The sequence below is a fragment of the Flavobacterium gyeonganense genome, assembly GCF_029625295.1.
In the GTDB taxonomy this organism is placed as follows: Bacteria; Bacteroidota; Bacteroidia; order Flavobacteriales; family Flavobacteriaceae; genus Flavobacterium; species Flavobacterium gyeonganense.
Map to the genome: position 1 here is coordinate 1,088,826 of NZ_CP121112.1, position 19,706 is coordinate 1,108,531.

Here is a 19,706-nt window from a genome sequence, read left to right on the forward strand (position 1 = left end):
TTAAATTAGATTTCTGATATTTTTTTTATCTCAGTTCGTAAATGTAATTAAATTTGATTGATGGCAAAATGAAAACACAAACTAATTAACAGGCATAATCCTATTTGTTGTTATAAAAAAAGCTCCATATTAAAATAGGAGCTTTTTGACTGTAAGAATAAGATGTATTATTTTTTAAGTAACTGCTGTAAAGGCTTCAACTGTTCCATATCAATTTTGGATTCTTTCAAAACAGACATCAAAGTCATGATGTTATTGGGATTCATATTTTTTCCTAAAACACGCACAATAGCAAAACCGTTTTCTTTTCTGTTTGCAAAAACGACAAATTCTTCAATATTTTCATCGGTACCGACAAAACTCACAGAAGCACCATCTTTACCAGAACCAACCTTCATCAATTCCTGATATTTAGGATTTTTCAAAAGAGATTTTACTTTTGCCCTCTCTTGCTCAAATTGTGTTTGATTTTTATCATTTGCCTTAAAAGCCAGAATATTCATTTTATCAAACGAATTCAAAGCTTCGGTTTGTTCAGAGGATAATTTTGTTTTATCAACATTTAAAATACTGGGTGAAACATCCAGCGCAATAAAATCTTTATTCTCCGTATTTTCTACAAAATATTTTTGCAAAGAAGGCTCAGAATTACAACTTATAAAAATCAGCAATATTAAAAGAACTGAGGTAAAAAGACTAGTTTTCATATTTATTGGATTTATTTTTTGCCTTTAGAAGCTTTTTTTAAGTCTGTACCACCAGGCAATTTCATTTTGTCTGTAAGGACAGCAATTTCATTTAAATCAAAGTTTCCCGTTAAGGATAACAAAACTGTATCTTCATTTTTTGCGCCATCAATAAACATAAACAGTTCTTTTATTTTGGTATCCGAAGCGCCCGACTTCACATATATCTTTACATTTTTTCCGCTATCATTAATACGCATCAATTCTTCCAGATTTGCTGTTTTGATGTATTTATCAGCTGAAAGTTTCATGTCAGCTTCAATTTTTGCGTTCTTTGTGGTAAATACTTTTAAATTGTCAAGCTTTTTAATAAGATTCATGTATTGCTGGGTCTCTTTATCAGAAGGATCCACTTTTACCTTACTCATTATGTCAAACATTTTTTTGTTTACAATAACTGAAGTTACATCATCCTGTCCGTCAAATTTATCAAAAGCACTCTGCGCATAAAAGGTATGGCTGATTAGTGTAAAAACTATGGTTATGATTAAACTTTTAATCATTCCTTTTTTACTCTCTTTTCTATATTCCTTAATCATTGATTTCATTTCTATATTTTTTAATTATTGTTTAAAAACTTTATTTTTTGATTGTTCGTATTCTTTAATGTATTGAACACTTTCAATACCTACATTAACATGGTTTGACAATAGAGCCAAAGCTTTTTGCGTTTCGGCAAAGGCTTTTTCAGGATTATCATAAGTCCCTAATTCTGATTGGGCTACAACAGGTGTTGTAGTTTTTTTGCTCAAATAAAAAAAGGTTCCAATTCCGAGTAAAACAACAGCAGAAGCCGCAATTGATAACCACGCCACATTTCGTTTTTTAGTTTGTAGTGGAATTTCCTGCATTGACCTTTGTTCTTTTACTTGAGAGAAATAACCAAACATAGATTTGTATTGCTCCAAATGCTGCGCAACATTTGAAGAAGAAAAGTATTCTTTTAATTCATTTTCTTCAGCAATAGTAGTTTCTCCCTGAAAGTATTTTTCTAATATTTTTTCTATTTTATTTAATTCCATATCCGTGTGTATTAACCATGGCTTCCCGTATTTTTTTCTTGCTCTTGAAAGTGCTACCCTGATAGCTGTTTCATTCATATTGACAATTTTGGCAATTTCATCAAACTCATATTGCTCAACATCGCGTAGCTGAATTAGGATTTGTAGCTGCTCAGGCAATTGGCTTATTATTTTTTCAACCCATTCCAGACAATCCGAATCTTCCAGTTTTTTATCTAATAAAGGGTCACTATCCGTAAAATTATTATGCACTATTTTAAGATTATCTGCTCTTTTAGACTTTAACTGATCCAGACAATAATTTTTTGTCATGGTCATCGCTACTGCTTCGATACTGTTATAAGCGGCTAAATTGTCTTTTTTGTTCCATAATTTCACCATTACTTCCTGAGTTGCATCTTCAGCTTCTTCAGTGCTGGTTAATAATCTCTTTGCCAGACGAAAAACTTTGTCTTTAAAAGGATTTATTAATTCTATAAATGCAACCTGGTTCATATTTTGCTATTAATGATGAGTCTTAGGCAATTCTTCACATATTTCCATCAATATTTAACCAATTATATTAAAAAAACAAACATATTGATTGGTTCATATTATCAAGACGAGTCACTATTATTTTTGTTACAAAATAAGCTTAAAAAAATATTGTAAAAAAAACTGCACATTTATTATAGTTAAAACTAAAGATACTATTTTTACGTTTATTCTATATTGAAACCCCGTTTTATGAAAAAAGTATCGAGAATTTTAGTTTTAATGTTTTTAACAGCATTTAGCCTGCAATCTTGTGAAGATAGCGATGATGTAACAACTCCAAAAGATCTACAAATAAATAATTTTATATGGAGAGGACTGAATGAGGTTTATTTATGGCAAACCGATGTTCCAAATTTAGCTGACAACCGTTTTGCCAGTCCGGAAGAATTTGATTCCTTTTTAAAAGGATATTCAAAACCGGAAGATCTTTTTCAGGATTTATTAAATAAACCAATAAGCAAATATCCTAATGGAGGCGCTATTGATCGTTTTAGCTGGATTGTGGATGACTATACTGTTTTGGAACAGGAATTAAACGGAATTACAAAAAACAGTGGTATTGATTTTAGATTAAGCAGACAATCTACCGGATCAAACAATTTAGTAGGCTATATCAGATACATCATTCCTAACTCAGACGCATCTGGCAAAAGCATAAAGCGTGGAGACTTTTTCACTAGTGTTAACGGAACTGTACTTACTATTTCTAACTACGAGTCGTTGCTTTTAAATTCTGATAGTTATACTTTAAATCTTGCCGATTATACCGGCAGTGCTTTCGTTTTAAACGGCAAATCTGTTTCCCTAACTAAAACAGTTTTAGAAGAAAATCCAATCTTAGTCAACAAAACAATAACTTCAGGAAATCATAAAATTGGTTATTTAATGTACAATGGCTTTTATAATGAATACGACGACGCACTGAATCAGGCTTTCTCACAATTAAAAACATCAGGAGTTACAGATTTAGTTTTAGACTTAAGATATAATGGTGGTGGTTCTGTTCATTCAGCAACATTATTAGCAAGTATGATTACCGGACAATTTAAAGGTCAGATATTTTCAAAAAGAGAATATAATTCTAAAATAATGAAGGACCTAAATAATGATCAGTTAGAATCGTTTTACGAAAGATATACCGACAAGACAGGTAGTGGTGCAGCTTTAAATAGTTTAAATTTAAATACTGTTTATATCATAACAACCGAAAGCACTGCTTCTGCAAGCGAATTGGTTGTAAATGGTTTGAAAGCATACATCAATGTAATACAAATTGGCGAAACTACTGTTGGTAAAAACGTTGGATCTTTTACTGTTTATGATTCTGAAACTTTATCAAAAAACAAAGTAAATCCGACTCATAAATATGCTATGCAGCCTTTGGTATTTAAAATTACAAATAAAGATAATTTTGGAGATTATACCAGCGGACTAACACCTAACTTTCAACAACCCGAATCCGTTTTTACTTATGGCGTATTAGGCGATCCTTCTGAACCTTTGTTAAATCTCGCTATCTCAAGAATTACAGGTTCAGCATCAAAAAGAGTACAATTAGAAAAAGGTCCAGCTCTTCCTTATTTCGCAGATTCTAAATCACTTCGCCGTTTTGGAAGAGAAATGTATATAGATAGCCCCTTAAAAAATTAGAATAAAATACACCGAAAAATTAAATGCCCCAAAGTCAAATACTATTGGGGCATTTTTATTTAAAAAAATCTAGTTATTACTTTTCAATTTCTCTCATTGAATCCATTTTCTTATGTGCTAAGAAACCGGCAACATCTTCAAAATGTTCTTTTACTCGTTTGTTTCCAAATTCGAAAACTTTAGTTGCTAATCCGTCAAGGAAATCACGATCATGCGAAACAAGGATTAATGTTCCGTCAAAATCACGCAATGCATCTTTGATAATATCCTTCGTCTTCATATCTAGATGATTTGAAGGTTCATCCAGAATCAACAAGTTTACTGGCTCCAACAATAATTTAATCATCGCTAGACGCGTTTTTTCACCTCCTGAGAGTACTTTTACTTTTTTGGTAATATCGTCCCCCTGAAACATAAACGCTCCTAAGATATTTTTGATCTGCGTTCTTATATCTCCAACGGCAATACCATCAATGGTCTCAAAAATCGTCGCATTTTCATCTAATAATGCTGCCTGATTTTGAGCAAAATATCCAATCTGAGAATTATGTCCAATTTCTACACTTCCTGAATCAACACCAATCTCTTTCATAATCGCTTTGATCATGGTTGATTTTCCTTCACCATTTTTTCCAACAAAAGCTACTTTCTGACCTCTTTCAATCACAATATTAGCATCTTTAAAAACTACATGATCGCCATAAGATTTTGACATTTCTTTTACTATAACAGGATATTGTCCAGAACGTGCAGCCGGTGGGAATTTCAATCGCAATGCAGAAGTATCGACCTCATCAACCTGAATGATTTCTAGTTTTTCTAACATTTTTACACGAGACTGAACAGCATCTGTTTTCGAGAAAGTCCCACGAAATCTATCAATAAAAGCCTGATTATCTGCTATGAATTTCTGTTGTTCGTCGTATGCTTTTTGCTGATGTATTCGTCTGTCTTTTCTGAGTTCCAAATAATGGGAATATTTGGCCTTGTAATCATAAATCCTTCCCATTGTAACTTCAATAGTACGATTGGTAATATTATCTACGAAAGCTCTATCATGCGAGATTACCACAACTGCTTTTGCCTGATTTAAAAGAAATTCTTCCAGCCATTGAATACTTTCAATATCCATGTGGTTGGTAGGTTCATCTAAAAGAATCAAATCGGGTTTTCTTAATAAAATCTTAGCCAGTTCGATACGCATTCTCCAACCTCCTGAAAATTCAGAAGTCTGGCGTGTAAAATCTTCTCTTTCAAATCCTAAACCAACTAATATTTTTTCTACTTCAGCTTCATAATTCACTTCTTCAATCGCATAGAATTTCTCACTTAAATCAGAAACTCTCTCAATTAATTTCATGTAAGCATCACTTTCATAATCGGTACGGATAGTTAACTGCTCGTTTATTTCATCGATTTCTGCTTTCATACTAAAAATCTCACCAAAAGCTTTTGACGCTTCTTCCATAACAGTTGCACCGTCTTCTGTAAGCAAGTGTTGAGGAAGATAAGCAACAACAGCTTCTTTAGGCGCAGAAATATTTCCGGTAGAAGGTTTACTTTGACCTGCAATTATTTTTAAAAGTGTCGATTTTCCCGCACCATTTTTACCCATAAGGGCAATTTTATCATTTTCATTGATAGCAAAAGAAACATCGCTAAAAAGTGTAGTTCCACCAAACTGAACCGAAATATCGTTAACTGTAATCATGTTAGATCTTTAGATTTTAGACTGCTTAGACTTTTGATTTTCTGCGCAGGTATTTTTTTGAAGCCGCAAAGATAGATTTAATTAGAGAATGTGGCAATTAGATAATTAGATAATTTTGGAAATGTGTTAATGTAGGAATTAGAAAATATATCAATTAGATAATAAGATAATTACTTTCTGCTTTAAACACAAAACCGATATTTCACAAAGTAAATATCGGTTTTAAAATCATCTAATTGACAAATTATCTAATTATCTAATTAATTTAATCTTTTCTCCATTTTTTAGTTTGTTCAAAAACATGTTCTAAGATGGCAGCTTCAGTTTCATCAAATTCGATATTTCTTCTTCCCATTACTAATTTAGCTGTTTCAAAAGCTTTTTTGGTGATATAAGTGGTAAAGCCGGCAGCACCGCCCCATGAAAAACTTGGAACAAAATTGCGTGGAAAACCAGATCCAAAAATATTGGCACTCACTCCTACTACTGTACCTGTATTAAACATCGTATTTATACCGCATTTACTGTGATCCCCCATCATTAAACCACAAAACTGAAGTCCTGTTTTAGCAAAGCCTTCTGTTTCGTAACTCCATAATTTTACCTCTTCATAATTATTTTTCAGGTTTGAATTATTACTGTCAGCCCCAATATTACACCATTCACCTAAAACAGAATCGCCCAAAAAACCATCATGCCCCTTATTTGAATTCGCAAAAAGAACAGCGTTTTTAACTTCCCCTCCTATTCTGGATCCTGGTCCAACCGTTGTGGCTCCATACACTTTTGCATTCAGTTTAACCTGTGCATTTTCGCATAAAGCAAAAGGGCCACGAATTACGGCTCCCTCCATAATTTCAGCATTCTTACCTATATATATTGGTCCGGTTGAGGCATTCAAAGTTACAAATTCCAGTTTTGCCCCTTCTTCAATAAAAATGTTTTCTGGAGAAATAACATTGACACTTTTCGGAATGAGCTGTGATTTTCGATCTTCAGTTAGATAATCAAAGTCGGCGCGAATGGCAGCATCATTTTTAGAGAAAATATCCCATGTATGTTCAACGGTTAAACATTCCTGATCGTAATGAATAATTTCATACAAATCAAAATCAACTTCATCCTGATTTTCAGTAGTAAAAAAAGCTATAACATCATCTCCTTTAAAGATTGCCTGATTTTCCTTTAAATCAGAAATCATTTCGACAAGTGTATCATTTGGCAAATACGCAGCATTTATCATAATATTTTCCTCCATCTCCACCATTGGAAATTTATCAGATAAATATTCTTCTGTAATTGTAGTAATAGTTGACCCCAAACGAGCTTCCCATTTTTGACGAATCGTCATAATTCCGATTAGAATATCAGCCACAGGTCTTGTAAAAGTAAAAGGTAATAAAGCATTCCGAACGGGACCGTCAAAAAGAATGTAGTTCATAAACAATAAATTTGGTACTTGTTAAAATCTTGATTTGGTTATCAGATTCAAAGTTACAATATTTTATTTGTAACAATAAATATGTTTTTTGCTGAAAGAAACAAGTATTCAAAATTTACAACACAACTTATTTTCTTTGTCGCTCTTTAAGTGTCGGTTGTTTAAAATATTCTATCAGTTCTAAGGAATAAATCACACTTACAATCTTCCATTTTCCATCTCTTTTGATAATATTCAAATACTTACTGCCCCAATTTTTCATTTTACCATCTACCCAAAAGCTATAATCCATTGTGACTGAAGCTACAGTTCCGTCTTCAACGATTTTAATATTATCAAACTTATCTTCAGCAGACTTATATCTGAACAGACCTCTCAAAAATCCTTTGTATGATCCCGAAAAATAATTGCTGCCCGCTTTTACTTCTCCTTTTACTTCAATTTCTTTGGCCTGAGTCCGGTCTTTATATCCTGCGCACCAGGTTACGTTTTTATCATTAAATAAACTGTAAAACGAAATAGAATCTTTTACTATAACACTTTTCGAATAGGTATCAATAATTGAGGCTATTATTTTCTTATCATCCTCTTTTTCCTGACCGTAAAAAGGAAACACCATTAAAAGTAAGATCAACATCATTTTTATTTTTCCCATCCCTGTTTATTTTTCTTTTCTAAAATTTGAAATCTTATTATTGATGATTTTATACTCTATGGTTAGTCCTTCATAACCATAAGCATCTGCCTTCATTTCCTCAATAGCAGTATAACTCACCGGATGAATATTCCCAATTACATCTGACAGTGATTTGTGTAAAGCTTCTATATATTTTGCTTTGTCGTCTTTTAGATTTGTAGAATCTGAAATCTTGATCGTCAAAAAGAAGCTGTTCTTTTTTAATTCAGCTAAAGATTCTGAATTTACAAACCATAGATAATCCGGAATAAAGGATACAGTTACAACTGTAATTTCAGGCCTTTTGTGGAGAATTTCATTTGTGAGGCCGCTAATAGTTTTTACAAGTTCTTTTGCTAACGCAGGGTTTTCCTTACCACTGACTTTAAGATGAATTGCTGGCATACTTCAAATATTTTATTGATTATTGAAGTACAAAATTCAATTTAAAACTACACTTATTTATTGATGTATGTTAAGAGTTTAATGCGACTTAATGATTCCGGTTTTATTCCTAAATAAGATGCAATATGGTATTGCGAAATTTCCTGTTCGATTCCGGGATAGGCTTTACAAAGTTGCACAAATCTTTCTGTTGCAGAGTTTTTCAGAAATGAAGTTTCGCGTTTGCATTTTTTAATGAAGAAAACATCTGAAATATATTTTGCTAATTTCAAAAAAAGAACATCTTCTTCAATCAACGCATTAAATTGCTTATTCGTAATATATAAAATTTCCGTATCAGCCAAAGCTTCGATATTGCAATTCGTTGGGTTTTGTGTCAGATAACTGGTGTAAGCCGTTACGAGACTATTTTGAAGATAAAAATCATTATTAAATTCCTGTTCCTCATTTTGAACATAAGACCTAAGTTTTCCAGAAACGACAAATCCTATGAATTCGCAAACAGCCCCTTCCTTAATCAGAAAATCTTTTTTCTTTAATTTCTTTGTCCTGGTTAAACTAATAAACTTTTCTAAATGAAGCATTTCCAGTCCCAGTTTATCAATAAAAATATCTTTTAGAAACTCCATTACTTTTGATTAAGATAAATTCTATTCCAAAGATAAAGATTAATTATTTAGTCAAAATCATCTTATCAGGCATTCCACTTAAGAAAAAAGCATAAAAAAAGCCTTCCGGACGGAAGGCTTCTGTATAATTTTAAACAGCTATTATTTTTTAGCGTGTTTTGCATATTTAGTTTTGAACTTGTCAATACGTCCTGCAGTATCGATAAGTTTAGATTTACCAGTATAAAAAGGGTGAGATGTTCTTGAAATCTCCATTTTTACAACTGGATACTCAACTCCGTCAACTTCAATTGTCTCTTTTGTATCTGCAGTAGATTTAGTGATAAAAACGTCATCGTTTGACATGTCTTTAAATGCTACTAATCTGTAATTTTCCGGGTGGATTCCTTTTTTCATCTTTCTTTTTATTTATTGTTTAGAGCATTTTTATTTTGAAGCTTTTTCATGGTTAGAAAAAGGTGTAAATAATGAATACTCTTTTTTGTTTAAAAATTTAATTATTTTTGAGTGTGCAAATTTACAATTCTTTTTTAATAAACAAATACTTAGCCTGCTTTTTTTAGTTAAATTCAAAAAGCTTTTTTTATATTCGATTATAGGGGGAATTGCTATATTTGTGGATTAATTTTAAACATATAGAAAATATGATTAATGAAGTTATAAAGAAGAATGGGATTACTTATGGAATTATTTTAGGCATTATTTCAGCATTAATTACAGCTACAATTTATGCAATTGATCTAAAATTATTTGTTTCTGGCTGGATTGGAGCCTCAACATTTATCATTTTTGTAGTAACCGGCATTGTATTACTAACAAAAACAAAAAAAGAAATAAATGGATTATTTTCTTTCAAAGATGCATTTACAACCTATTTTATCACCATTCTGATTGCTCTTTTAATCTCAACAACATTTAGTGTTATTTTATTTAATGTAATTGACCCTGATGCAAAAGAAGTTATAAGTGAACATCTTATAAAATACATGGCTGAAACGCTTCAAAAATTCGGAACACCTGCTTCTGCTATAAACGAAACACTAGCAAAGATGAAAGAAACCAGCCCTTTTTCCACTTTAGAGCAGCTTAAAGGATTAGGTTTCAGTATTGCGCTTTACTCTATTTTAGGCCTGATTTTAGCTGCATTTTTAAAAGCAAAACTACACAAGAATAAAAAATAAATGAATTTATCTATACTTATACCGCTTCTAAACGAAGAGGAATCACTAAAAGAACTCTACTCATGGATTATTAAAGTGATGCAATCCAACAATTACTCTTATGAAATCATTTTTGTGGATGACGGTAGTACAGATAATTCGTGGAATATTATCGAAAGTTTCTCTAATGAAAACCCGAATGTAAAAGGGATTCGTTTTATGAAAAATTTCGGAAAATCGCAGGCATTGCATGCCGGTTTTGCAAAAGCTCAGGGTGACGTAATTATTACCATGGATGCAGATTTACAGGATAGTCCTGATGAAATTCCGGGATTGTACGAAATGATTACCGCTCAAAAGTACGATTTAGTTTCAGGCTGGAAGAAAAAAGATACGACTCGGTTGTGGCAAAAAACCTGCCTTCGAAATTATTTAACTGGGCTGCCAGAAAAACCTCAGGTGTTGAACTAAACGATTTTAATTGTGGCCTGAAAGCCTACAAAAATGTTGTTGTAAAAAACATAGAAGTTTCAGGCGAAATGCACCGGTATATTCCGGTTTTGGCTAAAAATGCCGGATTTGGAAAAATCGGTGAAAAAGTAGTAATACACCAAGCCAGAAAATACGGCGAAACCAAATTTGGAATGGAACGTTTTATAAACGGATTCCTTGATTTAATTACAATTTGGTTTTTATCAAGATTCGGAAAAAGGCCAATGCACTTATTTGGTGCTATGGGTTCTTTAATGTTCATCATCGGATTTTTAGCAGCGGGATACATTGGTATTTCTAAACTATACCATATGTATAACGGAATGAAATACAGCCTTGTTACAAACAACCCATGGTTTTATATTGCCCTGACTACAATGATTCTGGGAACTCAGTTATTTTTGGCTGGATTTTTAGGTGAAATTATTTTGCGCACTAAAAGCAATGAAGCCCGATATAAAGTTGCCCGAGAGGTTAATTTTTAACGTAATGCCCTAGCCCTGATGGGAACGGCATCCTTTTGTGGTGGTCCCGATAGCTATCGGGACACAAAAGATATAGTGAACAGCAGGATTAGCTCCTGAAAAATTCCTATCTTTAATTAAACATTTAAAAAAAATTAGTTACATGAATATAGCACCTAATATTTTAGACGCCGTAAACGAGTGGCTTACGCCAACATTTGACAAAGAAACACAAGATGCAGTTAAGGAATTAATGACCACATCGCCAAAAGAACTTGAGGAAAGTTTTTATAAAAACCTGGAGTTTGGAACCGGGGGAATGCGCGGTGTTATGGGAATTGGAAACAATCGCATCAACAAATACACACTTGGAAAAAACACGCAGGGACTTTCTGATTACCTGCATGAAGTTTTCCCTAATCAGCCCATAAAAGTAGTTATTGCTTACGACTGTCGTCACAACAGTAACACGCTGGCAAAAGTAGTGGCCGATGTCTTTTCTGCAAACGGAATTCAGGTTTATTTGTTTTCTGATTTGCGTCCAACGCCTGAATTATCTTTTGCACTTAAATATTTAAGCTGCCAATGCGGAATTGTATTGACTGCTTCTCACAACCCACCAGAATATAATGGCTATAAAGTGTACTGGCAGGACGGAGGCCAGATTGTTCCTCCTGAAGATGCTGCTATCATTAAAGTAATTGAAAGCCTTACTTATGATAAGATCAAATTTAATGCTGATGAAAGTCTGATTCAGTATATTGATACCGAAATTGACAAAGCTTTCGTAAAATCATCTATCGAAAACGCAAGTTTTAATACTCCGGCTGAAGCCAAAGACAATCTGCACATTGTTTTCACTTCATTGCACGGGACTTCTATAAAATCAATTCCTGACACTTTATCTGAGGCTGGCTATAAAAATGTCCATATTGTTCCCGAGCAGGCTGTTCCTGATGGAAATTTCCCTACTGTTAAATCTCCAAATCCTGAAGAACCGGAAGCACTGACTATGGCTTTGGCTTTGGCAGACAAAACAAACTCCGATATTGTCGTAGGAACGGATCCTGACTGTGACCGTCTAGGAGTTGCTGTTCGTAATAACGATGGCAAAATGATTTTGCTAAACGGGAATCAAACCATGGTTTTGATGACTTCTTTCCTTTTGAAACAATGGAAAAAGCAGGCAAAATCAACGGAAAACAATTTGTTGGTTCTACTATTGTTTCAACTCCAATGATTATGGAACTGGCAACTAGCTATGGTGTTGAATGTAAAGTGGGTCTGACTGGCTTTAAATGGATTGCCAAAATGATCAAGGATTTCCCTGAACTGGAATTTATTGGTGGCGGCGAGGAAAGCTTTGGTTTTATGGTTGGTGATGCTGTTCGTGATAAAGATGCTGTTGCTGCAACCTTATTAATCTGCGAAGTTGCTGCTCAGGCAAAAGCAGCCGGAAGCTCTGTTTACAAAGAACTTTTACAGCTTTATGTGGAGAATGGTTTCTACAAAGAATATTTGGTTTCTTTAACCAAAAAAGGGATTGAAGGCCTTGAAGAAATTAATCAGATGATGATTAATTTAAGAGAAAACCCATTGAAAGAAATTAATAATCAAAGAGTAATTATGGTCGAGGATTACCAGTCGTCTGTTGCTTTGAATTTACTGACAGGTGAGGAATCTGTAATGGATATGCCAAAATCAAATGTTTTGATTTATTACACAGAAGACGGCTCAAAAATTTGCGCAAGACCAAGCGGAACAGAACCGAAAATCAAATTCTACATCAGCGTGAATGCTGAAATCGAATCGGTTCTGGACTTTGATGAAGCTGAAAAATTCTTAGACCAAAAAATACAGAATATCATTGCAGATATGCAATTAAGTTAACACAACAAACTAAGAATAGATTTTCATAAGCTCTGATTTGTATTTTATCAATGCAAATCAGAGCTTTTTTTTTATAAAAAAAAGCAAAAAGAAATTAAAAACGTGCTAATTCGACTAATTTTGTGCGGTAAAAAAATCCCTGCCAAAAAACTTCAATGTTATGGCTGTATAAAGAAATCAATATCAAAATAATAAATGAGTAATTTCAAAAAAATACTACCTTTTATCTACCCCTATAAAAAATATGCCTATCTGAACATTTTTTTTAATGTTTTATATGCGCTTTTCAGCACCCTTTCTTTCATGGCATTAATTCCTATGATTCAGGTTTTATTTGACAAAACAAAAAGAAACACTGTCATGCCTACTTACGAAGGTATTTCGCATATAAAAGAATATGGGGAAAACTACTTAAGCTATTATATCACAATGAATACTGACCAAAACAATCCCGGTTTTGTACTTTCTGTTATGGTAGCCATCATTATTTCTATTTTTTTATTAAAAAACCTGGCTGATTACCTGGCTATGTTTTTTGTTACTTATTTACGAAATGGCGTATTGAAAGATATCCGAAATGCGATGTATGAAAAAACACTTGAATTGCCATTGGCTTTTTTTTCTGAAAAACGAAAAGGAGATGTTATTTCGAGAATTTCTGCAGACGTAAATGAGGTTCAGACTTCTTTTTTAGCCATATTGGAGCTTATTGTGAAAGAACCTTTAACCATTATTTTCACTATCATTGCTATGTTAATCATAAGCACTAAACTAACTTTATTTGTTTTTGTGTTCATTCCGGTTTCAGGGTATATAATTTCATTAATTGGAAAACAGCTTAAAAAGAAATCCAGTAAAGCACAACAGGAACAAGGAACTTTTTTATCAACTATTGAAGAAACTATTGGAGGATTAAAAGTAGTAAAGGGATATAATGCTGAGAATTATTTCAATACTATGTTTAAAAATTCAACTGAACGATTTTTTAAATTATCAAACAGCATTGGACATCGCCAGAATTTAGCTTCTCCAGCGAGTGAATTTATGGGCATCATGGTTATTACTATTTTATTATGGTACGGAGGACAAATGGTTTTGATTGAAAAAACACTGGATGGCGCATCATTTATTGCTTATATGGGGCTTGCTTACAACATCCTTACCCCTGCAAAATCAATCTCAAAAGCTTCTTATGCTGTAAAAAGAGGAAATGCTGCTGCTGATAGGGTATTAGAAATTTTAGAACAGGAAAATACAATTGCTACCCAACCTAAAGCACTGGAAAAAACAAGTTTTGACCATAATATCAGTGTTCAAAACATCAATTTTAAATATGAAAATGAGACGGTTTTAAAAGACTTTTCACTTGAAATCAAAAAAGGCCAGACCGTTGCCCTGGTTGGACAATCAGGAAGCGGAAAGAGTACAATCGCAAACCTGCTGACCCGCTTTTATGATGTTAACGACGGATCTATTTCTATTGACGGGGTAAACATAAAAGAAATTAATCTCCAGTCCCTAAGAAGTTTAATGGGCTTGGTTACCCAGGACAGCATTTTATTTAATGATACTATCAAAGCTAATATTGCCTTAGGAAAATTAGATGCTACCGATGACGAAATCATTGAAGCTTTAAAAATAGCCAACGCTTTTGAATTCGTAAAAGAATTGCCTCTAGGAATTTACACCAACATTGGCGACAGCGGAAACAAATTATCCGGCGGGCAAAAGCAACGTTTGTCTATTGCACGTGCGGTACTTAAGAACCCGCCTATTATGATTCTGGATGAAGCAACATCAGCGCTGGATACCGAAAGCGAAAAATTTGTTCAGGTGGCACTTGAAAATATGATGCAGAACAGAACTTCAATTGTTATTGCTCACCGCCTCTCTACGATTCAAAAAGCTGACGTAATTGTTGTAATGCAAAAAGGTCGAATTGTAGAACAGGGAACCCATGAAGAATTAATTGCACAAAACGGCACTTACAACAAACTGGTAACAATGCAGTCTTTTGAATCTTAAGACACAACTCTCCACTACCACATAATTCACACAGATTAAGGAAACATTAAAACTGATTTTTAACTTCCTTAATCTGTTTTTATTTTTATAACTTTAGGTTCGTTAAAGAATAAATCATTTAATGCTCTCAAAATGTATCTTAACAACCCAAACATAAAACTGCCTGATGATCCTGATACTGTTGTGTGGAAATATCTCGATTTATCTAAATTTCTTGATTTACTTCTTTCAAAAAAACTATTCATGTCACGATCTGACAAATTTGAGGATCAGTATGAAGGGACTTTTAGCGAACCAACATATGAAGAAATCAAAAAACTCGCGATTGACAATCCGGAATTTTTAAATTATTACAAAACGCATCGGGAAAAGGTAGCTGTCAGCAGCTGGCATATTAACGAGTATGAATCATTTGCAATGTGGCAGATTTTTACACAAAACAGCGAAGGATTAGCTATTCAGTCCACAATTGGAAGATTGCAGAAAGCAGTGAATCCGGAACAAAATTTTGATCAGTATATTGGTGAGGTAAATTATATCGACTACAAAAAAGAATATATTCCGTTTGACGATTCTTTTTTCCTTTTTTGTTTAAAAGAAAAAGCTTTCAGTACGAACGGGAAGTCCGCATTATTACTGACACTTCACAAAGCAATTTAAAACTGAATGAAGGATTAAAAATAAACGTAGATGTTAATCAACTAATAGAAAAGATCTACATTCATCCAAAATCAGAAAACTGGTATAAAAAACTGGTAATTGAATTGGTAGATCGTTTAGGATTTGGATTAGAAATAGAAAAATCAGATCTGGAAAGTGATATTTTGATTTGACTTTTTTTAGTTACTAAGGCACTAAGATTCTAAGGAGCTGAGTTTTTCACCTCCTGATTATACAGAATATTTAAACGTAACTTCAAAACAAAAAAAGCCCGTTAAAATAAATTAATTTTTAACGGGTTTTTCTTTGGCTCTAAAATATTAGCTTCTTAAATAGGTTTATAATTTTTCACTTCCCATTTTTTCAAAGCCAAATCGATGTAATTGTAATGCAAAACATCATTTTTATCAAACTGACCATTTTGATTGGTATCTTGAATTGTCCTGAAATACAGACGATTTTTTGATTCAACAATATTCCAGTCTACGAGTTCCTCTAAATCTGTAGAAACTTTGGTAAAGTTTTCTCCGCTAATATCGCTCAGATAAAGGGTTTTGATATCTCCGGTATCTATTTTACCATCTTTATTCGTATCCGAATCCGTTAGGGTATAAACCATAATTTTATTTTGTGTTTTATCAGCAATTGTTTTTAGATATGTCGCTGTTAAAATTAAAATTGGTTTATCAGATAGCGGCCGGATAGAATCTGAATCTGTTTTTTGGAATTTCAAATTTTGCAAATAACCTGTAATTTCATACTCTCCCAGATTAGAAATAGTAAAACTTACATCATTTACAGTTGATGATCCGTAACGTGCTTTTGACCCTTTTTCGAATACACGTAAATCTCCAACTGGATGGATCAAATAATCTGTTCCTTCCATCTGAATTGGCAAATCTGCCACTTCAATTTGTGTGGAATCTGTTTTACTGACACTTACTTTGTTTGAAACATCGTAACTCACTTTTGGCTTTTGAACTTCCTCACGGCAACTGATAAATGTTGCTGCAATTGCTAAGGCTGTATATTTAAGGTACTTTTTCATCTGCAAATTATATTCGATTATCAAATATACTATTTTTGATTGTAATTTTGGTTTTTATTGAATTTTACTAGTGCGAAGATATTTAAAAGCACTAGTATGAAGTAAGCTAAAAACAAAATCCATTGTTGTTTAAAAAAAGAAGCCTGAAAAATATCAAGTTCTTTTTTCCGATTTTCTTCCTGCATTTGAAGTGTTCTTTTTACCGAATAAGCATTCGTCCCACAAACAAAACTATGCCTTTTTGTCGACTTTGGCTTAGAATTTGCCAATGCATACAGATTATCTGAAAATAATGCCCATGTAGGCATCTTTTCTTCACTCATAATATTAATTACACTAATAAAAGTATCATAGTCCGTTTTAGATCCAAAGCGAATTTTAGCTCCATTTATAGTATCATATTTTTCTATCATGTTTCTAGCAAAAACTCTCAATTCTTTTAACTGTCGTAGTTCTTTCGATTTTTCACCATTAAAATAAAACACCTTATATTTTCTTAAATTCCCCACTTTATACTTTTCAAAATCTTCTTTATCTGGAAGTGAAAAATCTAAAGCTACATAAGTTTTAAAAGCCTCAACCTTATAAAAATGACACAAACAAAACAAAGGAATAAGAACCAAAGAAATCATTCCCGGAACGTAAAAAATCTTTTTCTTTTTTCACGTTTTTCGATCATAACCTCGCATTCAGCTTTATATTAAATACCCTAGAAGTCATATAATTTGGAATGGCATACTGATTTTTAGAATAAGCATCCCGCACCCAGGTATTGGTTATGGCATTTTGATTATTGAAAAGGTTGAATATTTCTACTCCTAATGCTAACTCTTTAAAATTCTTTAACCAGCGGTTTTTGGATATGTTATTATCATCAATAAAAACTTTTGAAAAACCAACATCTGCCCTTCTGTAATCGTTAAGCCTGTTCTGATATACATAAGGATCTGAATATGATGGTGAACCTCCCGGTAAACCGGTATTATAAACTAAATTAAGATACAATTTAATACTTGGGATATTTGGCATATAATCCTGAAAAAGCATTGCAAATTTCAGCCTTTGATCAGTGGGCCTGGCTATAAAACCTTTATCTTCATAATTTTCTTCCGTTTTAAGATAACCAAAACTTACCCAAGATTCAGTTCCCGGAACAAACTCCCCGTTCAGCCTGAAATCAAGCCCCTGAGCATACGCTTTGGCATTATTGTCTGCTACATAGCGAATTCGGACATTGTCAATTGAATAGGTATTTACATCTGAAAGCGATTTGTAATACACTTCTGTAACCCACTTAAAAGGACGATTCCACATTTTGAAATTGTAATCGTTACTCAAAACAAAATGCACAGACTGTTGGGCTTTTATATTTGGATTAACCTCTCCGTTAAAATCACGAAGTTCACGATAAAATGGCGGCTGATGGTACAAACCTCCCGAAAGCCTGAAAATCATATCACTGTTCCAGTCCGGTTTTAAAGCAAATTGCACCCTTGGACTAAAAACAGTCTGATTATTACCTTCTACAGCTGCGCCTGAAACCTGCCAGCTTTGAAAACGTGCCCCAACAGTATACCAGAATTGACTTGATCCGAACTCCATTTTATTACTCCATTGTGCATAACCTGAAAATCTGTTTATATCATTAAAATTGACAGCACGAATATTTTGGTAGGGTAAAAGCGGCCCGGCGTAGGGTTCATACGGCTGGTTGTTTTTAGGAAAATTTAAATTAGGCCGGTTTATCGAAAATCCTGCCGAATCAATCACTTCCCACTCCACTACTCTGTCACGTATTGATTCTCTTGTAAATTTCAATCCAAATTCTAACTGGTTATTATCTTTCCATTCTTTAAAACCTTTGAATTCAATATTAGCAATCAAAGCATCCAGATCATTTCGGGCGTGATTGAGCTGCGTACCGATTCCTCTAGTAAAATCGACATCATCAGAATTGATAGTTCCGTTTTCATCAATATTTCCCAATCGGTATTGTGCCAAAATATCAAAATGTTCCTTTTCAATAGTATGAAATAGAGATCCGATTAATTTAAAAGTAAGAGTTGGAGAAGCCTTATAAGTTGTTTTTACAGCTCCAAAATAAGTATCGTACTGATCCCTTTCCTGACCTTGATAAAAAACAGACAGTGCCATTGGCTGATCAATAGTACCAAATTTTGTTTCACGCGTTAAGGGCTGATATAAATACTTATTTTGTGAAATATTTCCCAAAAAAATTAGCTGCCATTTTTGAGAAACATCATAATTAATATTTGTCTGAATATCTGCAAATGTTGGCGTATAGTTTGTCTGGGTATCCTGACTGTTAACCAACAGGCTATTGTTGCGATAACGTACACCAGTAACTGCAGACCATTTTTTATTTTTTGAAACCGCATCAACAGAAATGCTTCCACCGAGAAAACTCGCTTCGACTGATGCTCCAAACTGAATTGGTTTTCTATAAGTTATATCTAAAACAGAAGATAATTTATCTCCAAATTTTGCCTGAAAACCTCCCGCTGAAAAATCTACATTTTGTACCAAATCAGTATTTGTAAAGCTCAATCCTTCCTGCTGACCAGACCGAATTAAAAATGGGCGATAGACTTCTATTTCGTTTACATAGACCAGATTTTCATCATAATTACCTCCACGAACAGCATATTGTGTACTCAGTTCATTGTTGGAGTTTACACCGGGTAATGTTTTCAGTATATTTTCGATTCCGGCATTTGCTCCCGGCACTTTTTTTATCGTAGATGGATCAATGACTGCGATACCCTGGACACGTTTTTTATTTTTTGAAGATACAAAAACTTCTCCCATTTGCTCTTGGGAGTTATTCATAACGGGGTTAAAAACAAATGTTTCGTAAGGTTTTAAGTTCACCGTTAACGTCACCATTTTCAAAGAAATATGTGTAAAAACCAGAACTACCTTTTTTATTTGAAGGCACAAAAATATCAAAATGACCTTTAGCATTCGATTTTGCAGCTTTATCTCCTAAGGTAATATTTACATCTGCAACCGGATGGTTCTCATTGTCTAAAATAATCCCCTTTACACGTGCACTTTGAGCAGATGAATTAAAACCAATCCACAAAAAAAGGAAAACAATTATTAATTTAAAATTATTCAAACGTTTAG

Annotated in this window: 14 protein-coding genes and 5 pseudogenes; 6 read left to right on the top strand and 13 right to left on the bottom strand. The window is 33.3% G+C overall.

Features of this window, described 5'->3' with window-relative positions; genetic code table 11:
* Positions 1-167: 167 nt before the first annotated feature.
* The 4 genes and pseudogenes from P5P89_RS04645 to P5P89_RS04660 all read right to left on the bottom strand — a co-directional run bounded on the left by P5P89_RS04645 (position 168) and on the right by P5P89_RS04660 (position 2,263).
* A complete protein-coding gene (locus tag P5P89_RS04645; RefSeq protein ID WP_278010950.1) occupies positions 168-707 on the bottom strand; it encodes a DUF4252 domain-containing protein in 540 nt (179 codons plus the stop codon).
* An 11-nt stretch (positions 708-718) separates the two neighbouring features.
* Entirely contained in the window at positions 719-1,246 is a 528-nt protein-coding gene (locus P5P89_RS04650) for a DUF4252 domain-containing protein (protein WP_278011986.1), read from the bottom strand.
* 63 nt (positions 1,247-1,309) lie between these two features.
* Positions 1,310-1,768 (bottom strand): hypothetical protein, encoded by a 459-nt coding sequence (locus P5P89_RS04655; RefSeq protein WP_278010951.1) that lies wholly within the window; start codon positions 1,766-1,768, stop codon positions 1,310-1,312.
* Positions 1,755-2,263, bottom strand: a pseudogene (locus P5P89_RS04660) (RNA polymerase sigma factor). Before P5P89_RS04660 ends, P5P89_RS04655 begins: the two are co-directional and overlap by 14 nt.
* A 231-nt stretch (positions 2,264-2,494) precedes the next feature.
* Between P5P89_RS04660 and P5P89_RS04665 the strand changes: the two are divergent.
* Complete coding sequence (locus tag P5P89_RS04665) at positions 2,495-3,955, top strand: S41 family peptidase (protein WP_278010952.1); 1,461 nt, start codon at positions 2,495-2,497, stop codon at positions 3,953-3,955.
* A gap of 76 nt (positions 3,956-4,031) precedes the next feature.
* On the opposite strand, the gene P5P89_RS04670 is transcribed toward P5P89_RS04665, so the two are convergent.
* The 6 genes from P5P89_RS04670 to P5P89_RS04695 all read right to left on the bottom strand — a co-directional run bounded on the left by P5P89_RS04670 (position 4,032) and on the right by P5P89_RS04695 (position 9,213).
* Positions 4,032-5,666, bottom strand: a complete 1,635-nt coding sequence (locus tag P5P89_RS04670) for an ABC-F family ATP-binding cassette domain-containing protein (RefSeq protein WP_278010953.1) — start codon at positions 5,664-5,666, stop codon at positions 4,032-4,034.
* 265 nt (positions 5,667-5,931) lie between these two features.
* Positions 5,932-7,107: a GlmU family protein gene (locus tag P5P89_RS04675; RefSeq protein WP_278010954.1), complete on the bottom strand. Its 1,176-nt coding sequence runs from the start codon at positions 7,105-7,107 to the stop codon at positions 5,932-5,934.
* A 127-nt stretch (positions 7,108-7,234) separates the two neighbouring features.
* Positions 7,235-7,762 (bottom strand): Cif family virulence factor, encoded by a 528-nt coding sequence (locus tag P5P89_RS04680; RefSeq protein WP_278010955.1) that lies wholly within the window; start codon positions 7,760-7,762, stop codon positions 7,235-7,237.
* 6 nt (positions 7,763-7,768) lie between these two features.
* Positions 7,769-8,188 (bottom strand): tautomerase family protein, encoded by a 420-nt coding sequence (locus tag P5P89_RS04685; protein WP_278010956.1) that lies wholly within the window; start codon positions 8,186-8,188, stop codon positions 7,769-7,771.
* 53 nt (positions 8,189-8,241) lie between these two features.
* Positions 8,242-8,817 (bottom strand): Crp/Fnr family transcriptional regulator, encoded by a 576-nt coding sequence (locus tag P5P89_RS04690; protein WP_278010957.1) that lies wholly within the window; start codon positions 8,815-8,817, stop codon positions 8,242-8,244.
* 141 nt (positions 8,818-8,958) lie between these two features.
* Positions 8,959-9,213 carry a type B 50S ribosomal protein L31 gene (locus P5P89_RS04695; protein ID WP_011921626.1) on the bottom strand — a complete coding sequence of 85 codons (255 nt, stop codon included), beginning with the start codon at positions 9,211-9,213 and terminating at the stop codon, positions 8,959-8,961.
* A gap of 248 nt (positions 9,214-9,461) precedes the next feature.
* Here P5P89_RS04695 and P5P89_RS04700 point away from each other — a divergent pair, with 248 nt between their 5' ends.
* From P5P89_RS04700 to P5P89_RS04720, 5 genes and pseudogenes are all read left to right on the top strand, one after another.
* Positions 9,462-9,998, top strand: coding sequence for a DUF4199 domain-containing protein (locus P5P89_RS04700; RefSeq protein WP_278010958.1), 537 nt, complete (start codon positions 9,462-9,464; stop codon positions 9,996-9,998).
* A pseudogene (locus P5P89_RS04705) lies at positions 9,999-10,954 on the top strand (glycosyltransferase family 2 protein).
* 142 nt (positions 10,955-11,096) lie between these two features.
* Positions 11,097-12,823: pseudogene (locus P5P89_RS04710) on the top strand (phospho-sugar mutase).
* Positions 12,824-13,018: 195 nt separating this feature from the next.
* Entirely contained in the window at positions 13,019-14,848 is a 1,830-nt protein-coding gene (locus tag P5P89_RS04715; protein ID WP_278010959.1) for an ABC transporter ATP-binding protein, read from the top strand.
* Between the two features lie 132 nt (positions 14,849-14,980).
* Positions 14,981-15,681, top strand: a pseudogene (locus tag P5P89_RS04720) (hypothetical protein).
* Between the two features lie 155 nt (positions 15,682-15,836).
* Here P5P89_RS04720 and P5P89_RS04725 read toward each other — a convergent pair.
* From P5P89_RS04725 to P5P89_RS04735, 3 genes and pseudogenes are all read right to left on the bottom strand, one after another.
* The gene (locus P5P89_RS04725; RefSeq protein WP_278010961.1) at positions 15,837-16,556 is read right to left on the bottom strand and encodes a CREC-EF hand family protein; all 720 of its coding nucleotides are present in this window, start codon (positions 16,554-16,556) and stop codon (positions 15,837-15,839) included.
* 29 nt (positions 16,557-16,585) lie between these two features.
* Positions 16,586-17,188, bottom strand: a complete 603-nt coding sequence (locus tag P5P89_RS04730; protein WP_278010962.1) for a hypothetical protein — start codon at positions 17,186-17,188, stop codon at positions 16,586-16,588.
* A 43-nt stretch (positions 17,189-17,231) separates the two neighbouring features.
* A pseudogene (locus P5P89_RS04735) lies at positions 17,232-19,698 on the bottom strand (TonB-dependent receptor).
* Positions 19,699-19,706: the final 8 nt, after the last annotated feature.